Source organism: Dermatobacter hominis, assembly GCF_020715685.1.
Taxonomy (GTDB): domain Bacteria; phylum Actinomycetota; class Acidimicrobiia; order Acidimicrobiales; family Microtrichaceae; genus Dermatobacter; species Dermatobacter hominis.
Genome location: NZ_CP085840.1, coordinates 2,441,534 through 2,454,294, shown reverse-complemented (window position 1 = coordinate 2,454,294; position 12,761 = coordinate 2,441,534). Strand labels below are relative to the sequence as shown.

Annotated in this window: 11 protein-coding genes; 9 read left to right on the top strand and 2 right to left on the bottom strand. The window is 71.4% G+C overall.

Features of this window, described 5'->3' with window-relative positions; translation table 11 throughout:
- From nuoI to LH044_RS11485, 6 genes are read left to right on the top strand one after another with little or no spacing between them, the layout of a single operon-like run.
- Positions 1 to 693, top strand: a complete 693-nt coding sequence (nuoI, locus tag LH044_RS11510) for an NADH-quinone oxidoreductase subunit NuoI (protein WP_227755730.1) — start codon at positions 1 to 3, stop codon at positions 691 to 693.
- Positions 693 to 1,430 carry an NADH-quinone oxidoreductase subunit J gene (locus tag LH044_RS11505; RefSeq protein ID WP_227755729.1) on the top strand — a complete coding sequence of 246 codons (738 nt, stop codon included), beginning with the start codon at positions 693 to 695 and terminating at the stop codon, positions 1,428 to 1,430. Before nuoI ends, LH044_RS11505 begins: the two co-directional genes overlap by 1 nt.
- Positions 1,430 to 1,750 (top strand): NADH-quinone oxidoreductase subunit NuoK, encoded by a 321-nt coding sequence (gene nuoK, locus LH044_RS11500; RefSeq protein ID WP_255626040.1) that lies wholly within the window; start codon positions 1,430 to 1,432, stop codon positions 1,748 to 1,750. Before LH044_RS11505 ends, nuoK begins: the two co-directional genes overlap by 1 nt.
- Before the next feature lie 3 nt (positions 1,751 to 1,753).
- Positions 1,754 to 3,754, top strand: a complete 2,001-nt coding sequence (gene nuoL / locus LH044_RS11495) for an NADH-quinone oxidoreductase subunit L (RefSeq protein ID WP_227755728.1) — start codon at positions 1,754 to 1,756, stop codon at positions 3,752 to 3,754.
- A 37-nt stretch (positions 3,755 to 3,791) separates the two neighbouring features.
- On the top strand, positions 3,792 to 5,399 hold the full coding sequence (locus LH044_RS11490) for a complex I subunit 4 family protein (protein ID WP_227755727.1): 1,608 nt from the start codon (positions 3,792 to 3,794) through the stop codon (positions 5,397 to 5,399).
- Positions 5,399 to 6,931, top strand: a complete 1,533-nt coding sequence (locus tag LH044_RS11485) for an NADH-quinone oxidoreductase subunit N (protein WP_227755726.1) — start codon at positions 5,399 to 5,401, stop codon at positions 6,929 to 6,931. The genes LH044_RS11490 and LH044_RS11485 overlap by 1 nt, the downstream gene beginning before the upstream one ends.
- Positions 6,932 to 7,000: 69 nt before the next feature.
- Here LH044_RS11485 and LH044_RS11480 read toward each other — a convergent pair whose 3' ends face one another.
- Positions 7,001 to 7,909, bottom strand: a complete 909-nt coding sequence (locus LH044_RS11480; protein WP_227755725.1) for a type IV toxin-antitoxin system AbiEi family antitoxin domain-containing protein — start codon at positions 7,907 to 7,909, stop codon at positions 7,001 to 7,003.
- 196 nt (positions 7,910 to 8,105) lie between these two features.
- On the opposite strand from LH044_RS11480, the gene LH044_RS11475 reads away from it, so the two are divergent.
- Positions 8,106 to 9,728: a molybdopterin-dependent oxidoreductase gene (locus tag LH044_RS11475; protein WP_227755724.1), complete on the top strand. Its 1,623-nt coding sequence runs from the start codon at positions 8,106 to 8,108 to the stop codon at positions 9,726 to 9,728.
- Between the two features lie 6 nt (positions 9,729 to 9,734).
- Here LH044_RS11475 and LH044_RS11470 read toward each other — a convergent pair whose 3' ends face one another.
- Entirely contained in the window at positions 9,735 to 10,670 is a 936-nt protein-coding gene (locus LH044_RS11470; RefSeq protein ID WP_227755723.1) for a class I SAM-dependent methyltransferase, read from the bottom strand.
- 80 nt (positions 10,671 to 10,750) lie between these two features.
- Here LH044_RS11470 and LH044_RS11465 point away from each other — a divergent pair, with 80 nt between their 5' ends.
- Together LH044_RS11465 and LH044_RS11460 are read left to right on the top strand one after the other, a co-directional pair.
- The gene (locus LH044_RS11465; RefSeq protein WP_227755722.1) at positions 10,751 to 11,992 is read left to right on the top strand and encodes a phosphoenolpyruvate carboxykinase (ATP); all 1,242 of its coding nucleotides are present in this window, start codon (positions 10,751 to 10,753) and stop codon (positions 11,990 to 11,992) included.
- A 131-nt stretch (positions 11,993 to 12,123) separates the two neighbouring features.
- Positions 12,124 to 12,756, top strand: a complete 633-nt coding sequence (locus LH044_RS11460; protein WP_227755721.1) for a twin-arginine translocation signal domain-containing protein — start codon at positions 12,124 to 12,126, stop codon at positions 12,754 to 12,756.
- The last annotated feature ends 5 nt before the right edge of the window (positions 12,757 to 12,761 follow it).

The window sequence follows — 12,761 nt, the reverse complement described above, 5'->3', positions numbered from 1 at the left end:
GTGGGCTACCTCGACGGCTTCAAGGTCACGTTCAAGAAGTGGGCCGGCACGCGCACCGACTCGGGCAAGCGCGTCACCATGCAGTACCCCGAGGAGGTCCGGCCGAAGCCGGAGCGCTTCCACGGGCGCCACGTCCTCAACCGCTACGAGGACGGCATGGAGAAGTGCATCGGCTGCGAGCTCTGCGCCGGCGTCTGCCCGGCCCGCTGCATCTACGTGCGCGGGCGCGACAACGACCCGCAGGAGCCGACCTCGCCCGGCGAGCGCTACGGCTTCGTCTACGAGATCAACTACCTCCGCTGCATCCACTGCGACCTGTGCGTCGAGGCGTGCCCGACCGAGGCGATCACCGAGACCAAGCTTTTCGAGTTCGCGTTCACCAACCGCGAGGACGCGATCTACACCAAGGACGAGCTGCTCGTCGGTGACGACGGCCGGCCCCAGAAGCTCCCGTGGGAGCACTGGGACGGCGGCTTCGACGCCGCCGAGGACACCTCGGGCTGGATGCGCGCCACCGCCCCGTCGGGCGACGCGCGCTTCGAGGGCATCATCGCCTGGGCCGGCGAGCTCGGCTACGGCGTCCGCGACGCCGAGGGCGGCCAGCCGCTCGACGCCGCGTTGTTGCAGGAGAGGGAGCGCGCCGGCGCTGCGGGCGGCCACGACGACGACGGTGCGCACGGGGGTCATCACTGATGCGCGTCGAGATGTTCACGTTCCTGATCGCCGCGGCCATCGTGCTCGGCGGCGCGCTGGGCGTCGTGCTGTTCCGGAACCCGGTCCACAACGCGCTCAGCCTGGTCGCCACCCTGTTCGGCATCGCCGTGCTCTTCATCGCGCAGGAGGCGTACTTCCTCGCCGCCATCCAGGTGATCGTCTACGCCGGCGCGATCGTCGTGCTGTTCCTGTTCGTGATCATGCTCCTCGGCGTGGACCGGGTGGAGGCGACCGAGCACGACCCGTTGCCGGCCCAGCGCATCGTCGGCGTCATCGCCGGTCTGGGCATCCTGGTGCTCAGCATCGTCATCCTGCTGGCGGGCGGCGACGGCGCCACCGGTGAGCGGTCGGCCACCGCACCGCTGTCGGAGAGCTCCTCCGACATCGAGCGGCTCGGCCGGGTGCTGTTCACCGACTACGTGTTCGCCTTCGAGGTCACCGCGGTGCTGCTCACCGTCGCCGTCGTCGGCGCCGTCGTGCTGTCGCGCCGTCCGAAGGGCGAGCCGATCGACACCGACGAGTTCCCCGACGGTCCCGCCGTCGAGCACCTGGAGCTGTTCCCCGAGCCGGCCGGTCCGGGCGCCGTCGACGGCGAGGTCTCGATCGGCTCCGACGACGGACCGATGGGCGAGTCCGGCGACGCCGATGCCGACGGCGCGGAGCTCGCCGGCGGGTCGGGGGCCCGCACCGGCGCCGACGCGGAGGTGAACGGCTGATGCTCGCCCTCGAGCTGGCGCTGACCGAGTCCTGGTACCTGGTGCTCGCCGCCATCCTGTTCGCCATCGGTGCGACGGGCCTGATGATCCGGCGCAACCCGCTGGTCATGTTCATGTGCGTCGAGCTGATGCTGAACGCCGTGAACCTGAGCTTCGTGGCCTTCGCCCGGTCGCTCGACGACGTGGGCGGCCAGGCCGTGGTGTTCTTCGTGCTCGTGGTGGCCGCCGCCGAGGTGGTCGTCGGCCTGGGGATCATCGTGGCCATCATGCGGCGCCGCTCGGGTGCGACCGCCGACGACATCTCGTTGATGAGGGGCTGAGCGGTGGACCTGGTGTGGCTCATCCCGGCGCTGCCGGTGGCGGGGTTCGTCCTGCTCCTCGCGCTCGGCAAGCGGATGGGCGATCCCCTCGCGGGGATCGTCGGCACGCTGGCGGTCGCCGGATCGTTCGTCGTCTCGATCATCGTGGCGCTCGACCTCATGGCGCAGCCCGAGGAGGAGCGGCAGTTCGTCCAGACCCTCTGGGTGTGGATGCCGGCCGGTTCGTTCCACGTCGACTTCGGGTTCCTGCTCGACCCGCTGTCGATCACGATGTGCCTGTTCATCACGGGCATCGGCGCGCTGATCCACCTGTACTCGGTCGGCTACATGAAGGGCGACCCGGCCTACCCGCGGTTCTTCACGTACCTGAACCTGTTCGTGGCCTCGATGCTCCTGCTGGTGCTCGGCCAGAACCTGCTGATCACCTTCCTCGGCTGGGAGGGCGTCGGCGCCTGCTCCTACCTGCTGATCTCGTTCTGGTTCACCGACGAGGCCAACGCGTCGGCGGGCAAGAAGGCGTTCGTCACGAACCGCATCGGCGACTTCGGCTTCATGCTCGGCACGTTCCTCGTGTGGGTCACGGTCGGCTCGATCGACTACGTCGAGATCGGCCGGACCGCGGGCGCGATCGTCGGCGTCACGGCGACCGCCGTCGCGCTGCTGTTCTTCCTGGCCGCTACCGGCAAGTCGGCGCAGCTGCCGCTCTTCGTCTGGCTGCCCGACGCCATGGCCGGCCCGACACCGGTGTCCGCGCTCATCCACGCCGCGACGATGGTGACGTCGGGCGTGTTCCTGCTCAGCCGCCTGAGCCCGATCATGGAGAACGCCGGCTGGGCGAACGACGTGATCGCCTGGGTCGGCGCAGCCACGGCGCTCGTCGCCGCCGGCGCCGCGCTCGCGCAGAACGACATCAAGAAGGTGCTCGCCTACTCGACGGTGTCGCAGCTCGGCTTCATGTTCGTGGCGATCGGCTCGCAGAACTACACGGGCGCGCTGTTCCACATGATCACGCACGCCTTCTTCAAGGCGCTGCTGTTCCTCGGCGCCGGCTCGGTGATCCTCGCCATGGCCCACGAGCAGGACATGCGCCGCTACGGCAACCTGCGCAAGTACATCCCGATCACGTTCGTGACGTTCATGGTCGGCTGGCTGGCGATCAGCGGCATCCCGCCGTTCGCCGGCTTCTGGTCGAAGGACGAGATCCTGGCCGGTGCGTTCAACGTCGACGGCTACGGCCCGGTCCTCTGGGCGATCATGCTGCTCTGCGCCGTGCTGACGGCCTTCTACATGACCCGCCTGGTCATCATGACGTTCTTCGGCGGCACCGAGCGCTGGCGCGTCGCCGACACCGCGGCCGAGGCCGAGCCCGAGATCCCCGCCGATGACGAGGGCGCGGTCGCCGGCACCCACGCCGCCGCCTCGAACGACGCGCACGACGCCCACGACCACCACGAGCTGACGCCCGACCACACCCCGCACGAGTCGCCGATCACCATGACGCTCCCGCTCATGGTGCTGGCCGGCCTCGCGCTGCTCGGCGGCCTCCTCAACCTGCCGTTCTCGCACCAGCTCGAGTACCTGAAGAACTGGATCGAGCCGGTGATCTCGGGCGAGCACGAGCTGCCCGAGGCCCCCGTGCTGTTCGTGCTCGCGGCGCTCGCCATCGCCGGCGCCGTGCTCGGCATCTTCTTCGCCTACCGGGTGTACCAGCAGCACAAGGTCGACCCGGCCACGCTCGAGAAGCCGGTCTTCGCCCACGCCTGGTACATCGACGAGACCTACGCCAAGGTCGTCGGCGGTCCGGGCGAGGCGGCCTTCCAGGGCATCGCCGACTTCGACGCCACGGTGGTCGACGGCGCGGTGAAGGGCGTCGCGGTCGGCACCGAGAAGGCGGCCAAGGGCATCAAGCCGATCCAGTCCGGCCTCGTGCGGACCTACGCCACCGGCGTGGCGATCGGCACCGTGCTGCTGGCGGCGTTCGTGATCATGCGGATGAGCTTCTGATGGACCGAGTCGTCGTCAAGATCGAGCGGAGCTTCTGATGGGCGCCCTGCTGGCCAGCGAGGCCGCCGCCTCCTCGTCGTTCCCGCTGCTCGCGGTGATGATCATCCTGCCGTTCGCGGGTGCGGCGCTGATCGGGCTCGTCCCGCGCAACCGGGAGGAGTTCTTCCGGCCGATCGCGCTGCTCACGAGCGCGGCCACCGGGGCGCTCGCCATCTACCTGCTCACGCAGTTCGACCGCGACGACGCCGGGTTCCAGTTCACGATCGACCACTCGTGGATCACCGACCTCGGCGTGCGCCTCCACTTCGGCGTCGACGGGATCAGCCTGTTCCTGATCGTCCTGACCGGCGTGATCTTCCCGATCGCCATCCTCGGCGCCAAGCCCCACGGCGACGAGAAGGCCTACTACGCCTGGATGCTGATCCTGATGGCCGGCTCGATGGGCGTGTTCAGCGCCCTCGACCTGCTGGTGTTCTTCATCTTCTTCGAGGTCGTGCTCGTCCCGATGTACTTCCTCATCGGGCTCTGGGGCTACGGCGAGCGGGTCTACGCGGCCACGAAGTTCTTCCTGTACACGATGTTCGGCTCGGCCTTCATGCTCGTGGGCATGATCGCCCTGGCGGTGCTGCACCAGCGGGAGACCGGAGGGCCGATCACCTTCGACCTGGTCACGCTGGCGACCGACCAGGCGGTGTCGACCACCGCGGCGCGCTGGATCTTCGTGGCGTTCGCCATCGCCTTCGCGGTGAAGGTCCCGCTGGTCCCGCTGCACACCTGGCTGCCCGACGCCCACACCCAGGCGCCGACGGCCGGCTCGGTGATCCTGGCCGCCGTCATGCTGAAGCTCGGCACGTACGGCTACCTGCGCTTCGGCCTGTACCTGCTGCCCGAGGCGGCGGCGTGGGCCGCGCCGGTCATGCTGACGCTCGGGGTGATCGGCATCACGTACGGCGCCATCGCCGCGACGATGCAGAAGGACCTCAAACGGCTCGTCGCGTACTCCTCGGTCGCCCACCTCGGCTTCATCGTGCTCGGCACGTTCTCGCTGACGACGCAGGGCATCACCGGCGGCCTCCTCGTGATGGTCAACCACGGCATCACCACCGGCGCGCTCTTCCTGCTCGTCGGGATGATCTACGAGCGGCGCCACACCCGGCTGATCAGCGAGCTGTCCGGCATGCAGAAGGCCGCGCCCGTCCTCGCCGGCGTGTTCACCGTCGTGATGCTGGCCTCGGTCGGCCTCCCGGGCCTCAACGGCTTCCCGGGCGAGCTGCTGTCGCTGCTCGGTGCGTTCAAGGGCGCCCGCTGGTGGGGCGTCGTCGCCGTCACCGGCGTGATCCTCGCTGCGCTGTACCTGCTCTGGGCCTACCAGCGCACCTTCCACGGCAAGGCCACCGGCGCCAACGCCACGATGCGCGACATGAAGATGTCCGAGTTCCTGGTCATGGCGCCGCTGCTCGCCCTGATCGTGTTCCTCGGCCTGTTCCCGGGTCCGATGATCGAGACGATGGAGCCCTCGGTGAAGGCGCTCGTCGCCCACGTGTCGGAGCACTCCGACACCGACCGGGCGGACCAGGAGGACGTGGAGAAGCCGGTGGTGAAGGCCGAGGCCGCAGAGGCCGAGCAGGGCGAGGAGCACGGCTGATGAGCGGGCTCCTCACCGTCCTCGCCGACGAGCGGCAGATCCCCACGCCCGACATCGACTGGGCGGCGATCGCGCCGAACCTGATCCTGATGCTCGGCGGCATCCTGCTGCTGACCGTCGTCTCGCTGCTCAAGGGCAAGCTGCCGTCGTGGTTCCACGCCGCGTGGACGATCGTCGTGGCGCTCGGCGCCATGGTCGCCGTCGTCCCGCTGTGGCGGCGGGTCATGGACGGCGGTCCCGAGACCGCCATGGGCGGCGCAGTCGGCCTCGACGGGTTCTCGCTCGCCATCACCGCCAACATCTGCATCGCCGTGGTCTTCGGCGCGCTGCTGCTGCACGGCTACGTCCGACGCGAGCGGCTCGAGGGCCCCGAGTGGTACGTGCTGATGCTGCTCTCGGCGTCCGGGGCGGTCACCATGGCGACCGCCGACGACCTGGTCGTGCTGTTCATCGGCCTCGAGATCATGTCGGTCGCCGTCTACGTGCTCGCCGCCATGCACGCCCGCCGGATCTCCTCGCAGGAGGCAGGCATGAAGTACTTCGTGCTCGGCGCCTTCTCGTCGGCGTTCCTGCTCTACGGCATCGCGCTGACCTACGGCGCGACAGGGTCGACGAACCTGGCCAGCATCCAGACCTTCCTGTCGAACAACGTGGTCACGAGCAACGGGCTGCTGCTCGGCGGCGTCGCGTTCATGCTCGTGGGCTTCGGCTTCAAGATCGCGGCGGTGCCGTTCCACTTCTGGACGCCCGACGTGTACCAGGGCTCGCCCTCGCCCGTGGTGGCCTTCATGGCCACCGCGGTGAAGGCCGCCGCGTTCGCGGCCCTCATCCGGGTCTTCGTCGTCGCCCTCGGCCCGACCTACGTCAACGAGTGGCGGCCGATGATCTACGCCCTCGCCGTGCTGACCCTCGTCGTCGGCTCGCTGTTCGCGATCTCCCAGTCGAACGTCAAGCGCATGCTGGCGTACTCGTCGATCAACCACGCCGGCTTCCTGCTGCTCGGCGTCCTGGCGAGCTCGCCCGAGGGCAACTCGGCGACGCTCTTCTACCTCTTCGCCTACACCTTCATGGCGGCCGGCAGCTTCGCCGTCACGACCGTCGTCGGCCGAACCGGCGACGGACACCACAGCCTCGACGACTACAAGGGCCTGTCCCGAGTCCGTCCCGGCCTGGCGCTCGTGTTCGCCGTCCTCCTGCTGTCGCAGGCCGGCGTGCCGCTCACCGTGGGCTTCCTGGCGAAGTTCTACGTGATCGAGGCGGCGCTGCAGAGCGACTTCGCCGGCGCCGGCGTCCTGTGCGTCATCGCCATGGTGACCGCCGTGATCTCGGCGTTCATGTACCTGCGGATCGTCGCCAGCATGTACTTCTCGGACCCGGTCGACGCCGACGCCCCCGCCATCCGCATCCCCGCCTCCGCCGGGATCGCCCTGGGCCTGGCCGTCCTCGGCGTCGTCGTGCTCGGGGTCATCCCGGGCCCGCTGAGCAACGTGGTCGGCGACGCGACGGCGCAGCTCGTCGCCGTCGTCCCCTGACCGGCCCCCTCTCTCGTTCTGGCTGTCGTTCTCCCGGCCAGGGCCGGGAGAACGACAGCCAGTTCGAGCTCAACGGGGTGCATCGTCGTACCAGCGCTGCAGCCGGGTGATGGTCTGCGGCACACGGTGGAAGAGGTCGTCCTCGTCGAGCGACCTGACCATGAAGCCGGCGGCTTCGAGCTTCTGGCGGCGTTCCTCGTCGGTGCGCCGGTCGGACAGCGCGGCGTGGTGGAGCTCGGAGTCGATCTCGACGACGAGGAGCCGGGTCGTCGACAGGAAGTCCAACCGGCCGAGCCACGAGTCGCCGTCGCCGAGATCGACCTGCCGGCGGAAGGGCGGGAGCAACGCTCGCCGCACGATCTCCTCGAACCGCCGCTCGAGATTGCTGCCGGGAGCGGGGAGGTCGCGGCGGTCGTCGATGAGCTCGCGCATGAGGACGACGCCCTTCCGCCCCCGGACCGCAACCTGCTCGAGCGTCCGCTCCAGCCGCGGGATCGTCACCAGGCGGCGGGACCACATCCAGTCGAGCGTCCGCTCCACCCGGCCGGCCGGCTCCGTCGCGGCGAGGTCGAAGAGCAGGCGGTGCGGTCGGAGCGCAGGGATGCCCCGGTGGACGGTGATGTGCTCGCCGAGCACCTGGCGCGGCTCGTGCACGATCGCGAGGTGCGTGGACCGGACCCTGCCGCCACGCAAGCGCGTGACGTGCACCGGCAGGAGGTCGTAGCCCGGCGCGCCCCACAACGCTGCGTCGCTCCGGCCCGACAGCGCGCCATCGGCGTCGAGCGTGCCGCACCGGGCTCTGACGAGATCGGTGACCGGTGTCCCAGCCAGCACCAGCACCCGATCGGTCACGCGCACCAGGCGCCCTGCGGCGACCTCGTGATCGACCGCGTGGCGGGTCATGCCGAGCTCGGCCAGCTGGCGTCGCGTGACGAGTCCCATCTGCGTCGCCGTGAGCTCTGCCAGGGGTGGATCCATGGCCACACCGTGCGGGAGCGAGCACCCCGCGACCAACGGGGACCGCTCCCCGGTGGCTCCATCTCCGTTCTGGCTGTCGTTCTCCCGGCCCTGGCCGGGAGAACGACAGCCAGTTCGGCCCAGGGGGTGTGAACGATCGCGAAACTCCGCCGCCGTCGACTGCGCCGGCCGTCGGGGCCGGACCACACTTGGTGGCGTGACCGCGACCTCCACCGCTCCACGCTGGGCCGGCGCGCTCGTGGGCGTGGTGGCGGCGGGCGTCGGCGTGGCCGTCGGCGAGCTCGTCGCCGGGACGTCCGACAAGCTGCGAGGTCCGATCGTCGCCGTCGGCGACCGCGTCGTCGACAACGTGCCGCCCTCCGTCAAGGACTGGGCGATCTCCACGTTCGGCACCAACGACAAGGCCGTGCTGCTCGGCGGCGTGACCGTCCTGCTGGCGGTGTTCGCCGCGGTGGTCGGCATCGTGGCGGTCCGCCGCTCGCTCCGGCTCGGGCTGGTCGGGGTCGGGGTGTTCGCGCTCGTCGGCGTCCTGGCCTCGTTCGGCCGAGGGGGGACCGGGTGGGCCCGCCCGGCTCCACCGATCATCGGCGGGCTGGTGGCGGGCTGGGCGCTGGTGGTCCTCACCCGCCGAGCTCGCGAGGCGTGGCCGCCGCTGGAGCGCAGTGCGGTCGAGGGTGGGGCAACCGACGGCGGGGCGGGCGGGACCGCGACGGCCGTGACCCCGCCGGCCGCCGAGCCGATGGTCGTGCCGGGCGCCGCCACCGATCGCCGGCGCTTCCTCGTGCTGGGCGCGGGCCTGGCCGGCACCGCCGTGGTCGCCGGTGGGATCGGGCGGTGGCTCCAGGGCCGGGCGGTCGCCGTCGCCGAGCGGCTCAAGGTCGTGCTGCCGACCCCGAGCGAGCCCCTGCCGGCGGTCCCGGCGTCGGTCCACGCCGAGGGGGCCGTGCCGTTCATCACGCCCAACGACGACTTCTACCGGATCGACACGGCCCTGGTCGTCCCCCGCGTCAGCACCGAGGGGTGGGAGCTCGCCGTGAAGGGGCGTGTCGAGCGGCCGCTGACGTTGACGTACCGGGAGCTGCTCGACCGCCCGATGATCGAGGCCGACATCACGATCAGCTGCGTGTCGAACGAGGTCGGCGGCGACCTCATCGGGACCGCCCGCTGGCTGGGCTGCCGCCTCGACGACCTGCTGGACGAGGCCGGCATCGACCCGAGCGCCGACCAGGTCGTCGGCCGGTCCGTCGACGGGTTCACCGCCGGGTTCCCCACCGCCCTGCTCGACGGTCGCCCGGCGCTCGTGGCCGTCGGCATGAACGGCGAGGCGCTGCCGATCGATCACGGCTATCCGGCCCGGCTCGTCGTCCCGGGGGTCTACGGCTACGTGTCGGCGACGAAGTGGCTGAGCGAGATCGAGCTCACCCGCTTCGACGAGTTCGAGGGCTACTGGATCCCTCGGGGCTGGTCCCAGCTCGGCCCCATCAAGACCCAGTCGCGGATCGACACGCCCGAGAGCAGCTCGACCGTCGAGGCGGGCGCCGACGTGCCGATCGCCGGCGTCGCCTGGGCCATGGATCGCCGGATCGCCAAGGTCGAGATCCAGGTCGACGACGGCGAGTGGCAGGAGACCGTGCTCGCCGACGAGCACAACGACACCACGTGGCGGCAGTGGCGGTTCGTCTGGCGGGCGACCCCCGGCCAGCACCGGTTCCGGGTGCGCGCCACCGACGGGACGGGGGAGACCCAGACTGCGGACGAGGCGCCCGTGGCCCCCGACGGTGCCACGGGCTGGGACCGGATCCTGCTCAGGGTGGAGTAGGCGGGCTCAGCGGTCGGGGCGGCGGGCGACCGCCAGCACCATGTGGCCGACGAGGCGCCGGGCGACCTCGGCGACCGCCCGCTCGAGCGGGTCGTCGCCCTGCTCCGACGTCGCGGCGCGCTTGAGGCGGCGGGCAAGGCCGCTCGGACGGGTCGAGGTCGCTGCGGTGGGCATCGCGCCGGCGTGGTCCGACGAGCCGGCCGACGAACCGCCCCGCCGGGCGAGGAACGGGACGTCGCCCAGGCCGGCACCGACGAGGTGCGGCTCGGTGGACAGCACCTCGAAGCCGGCGTCGCGCACCCGGGCCGCCCAGTCGCGGGCGGCGAACTCGTACTGGTGGAACGCCCGGCCCGTCCCGTCCGCGGACGACCGCTCGACGCTCGTCGTGGGCCGGCGCACCACCCAACGCCCCCGGGACACGTAGCCGTCGCGCCGCCGGATCCCGAGGTGCCAGGCGTCGCGGGCCGCCTTGAGCGGGCTGATCCGGGGGACGGTCACCAGGAGCAGCCCGCCCGGTCGCAGCACGCGGCGGTGCTCGACGAGCGCCGGGCCGGGTCCGGTCTCGGTGTGCTCGAGCACGCCGAGGGAGACCACCGCCCCGAAGGTCCGGTCGGCGAACGGCATGGCGGTGACGTCGCCGACCACGCCGAGGAACTCGGGCCAGGCCCGGGCGGCGCGGCGCACCGCGGCCGCCGCGAGGTCGATGCCGACCACGGTGCGGCCCGGCCCGTCGAGGGCGACCGCGACGGCACCCGAACCGCAGCCCGCCTCGAGGACCAGACCGTCGGCATCGAGGTGGCGCTCCAGCAGCCGGAGCACGGGGTCGCCGGCCAGCAGCGCCGCCCGGGTGGCCTCGAGGTCCAGCCCGGACCACTCGTCCTCCCAGTAGGAGGTCTCGCCGCCGCCGTGGTCGTCGACCAGCACCTTCCGGATGGGGTCCACGGCGACAGGGTACGTCGGGTCGATGCGGGCGAAGCACCCCGGCGTCGCCGACGGTGGCGATCCGGCATCCTTGACGGGCGATGGACGTCGACGACCCGCACCCGGACGACCGTTGGGTCCGCTACGTGGCAGGGTCCGACGTGGACGGGCACGTGGTGTCGATCGTTCGTGCCTTCCGGATCGTCGACGGCGGGACCGGCGCAGCCGGGCCGCTCGCCGAGCGGCTCGACGTCGACCCCACCTCGTTCGGCGTGTCGGCTGTCGTCGAGGAGGAGCCGCCGGTCGTACTGCGGCCCGACGGTGCGGGCGTCCGCCTGGTGGCCGGTGCGGAGGACCTGGCAGCGCTCGCGCCCGACGAGCTCCCACCGGCGGTGCTTCGCGTGGTCTGCCAGCGCGAGCTGCGGCGTGAACCGGGTGAGGGACCGTCGGCCTGGATCCACGGCGCGGCGGTCACCGACGGGACCCGCACGATCCTGGTGGTGGGGGAGTCCGGTTCCGGCAAGTCCACGATCACCGCCCACCTCTGCGCCCGGGGTTTCGAGCTGGTGACCGACGAGCAGTTCCGCGTGCTGCCGACCGCCGGAGCCGTCGCGTCCTTCACCCGGCCGGTGCTTCTCAAGGGTGGGTCCACGCAGTTCGCACCCGCCGCGCTGCAGCCGCTCCTGGGCGAGCGACCGTCGCTGGTGCGGCCCGAGGAGCTCGGCGCCACGTGGGCGATCTCGGGCCGCCCGACCGACATCGTGTTCCCGCGCCGCGTGGAGGGGGCACCGGCCGAGCTCCTCCCGCTGGGGTCGTCGGAGGCGGCGCGCCGACTCGCGCTCAGCTCGCTCGACCTCGGCGGGCGACCGGAACCCGCGCTGGCGGCGATCGGCTGGCTGGCGGCCACCGCCCCGGCCATCGACCTGGCGTACGCGAGCTCGGCGGCGGCCGTCGACCGGCTCCTGGAGGGGCCTCAAGTCCCGCTTGCTGCAACCGATGACCCCGTGGGACGAGGCGAGCTCCTCGACCTGACCGACGACCCGACGGCAGTCGGCGTGCACCGGGACCCGGCGGTGCTCACCCTCGCCCTCCCTGACGGTGCCGTGCTCCTTCACCGCTCCACCAGGGCGGTGGTGCGCCTGAACCCCGCCGCCCTCTCGGTGTGGGTCGCGCTTCCTGCGGTGCCGGGGCCCGGCGACGAGATCGGACCGCTCCTGGACGACCTGGTCGACCTCGGCCTGGCGGTGCGGGTGGATCCAGACCGGGCCGCCCGGCGACGCCGGTTGGCGGTCGCCCTGCACGCCGACCCGCCGGCGAGTGGACGCACGGTGCCGGAGGGGTAGCGTTCGTCACACCCAACGGGGTACATTGAACCTTGGCATGTGGCTGGTGGCTGCCAGCAGGGCGATGACCTGGGGGATCGATGACTCCGTTCGATGACCATGACGCGGGACCCGAGCGCGAGGACGGTTCAGTGTCCGATGTGACCCCGGGTGACAACACGACCTCGCGGCGGAGCGCGCTCAAGAAAGCGGCGGCCGCCGGTGCCGTCGGAGCTGCGGCGTGGGCCGCGCCGAAGGTCGAGGGCTTCTCGATCGCTCCCGACTACGCGAGCGCCGGCACGAGCACCAGCATCGATGTCACGCTGCGGCTCAACGGCAACGGTCCCGGCCTGGCCGGCGCCAACAACTTCATGAACGCGGCGCCCAGCCCTGCGTACACGATCACGCAGAACGGCCCGAGCGACAGCCAGGCGGTCATCATCACCGCGCCGTTGCCTGGTCCGACGCCCGCGACCCCCGTCGGCAACGCCGTGTGGACGTTCCCGAGCGGCCAGGACACCGACGGACCGGCGATCAGCGGTGGCACCGTGGCCTTCAACGTCGACGGACCGCACAACCGGTGCCGCGTCACCTCGAGCAACACCGGGTGGCAGGGCACCACCGGCGGCCGGCCCACCCTGGGCAACCCGGTCACGCCGGCACCCGTCCCGAACAACCCGGGCACGTTCTCGCAGACGATCAGCATCCCCGCCGGCGGCGAGAGCCCGTATTACAACCCGGCGAGCGCGATCAACTTCATAGAGGTCCGCATCCAGTGCACCTAGTGAGG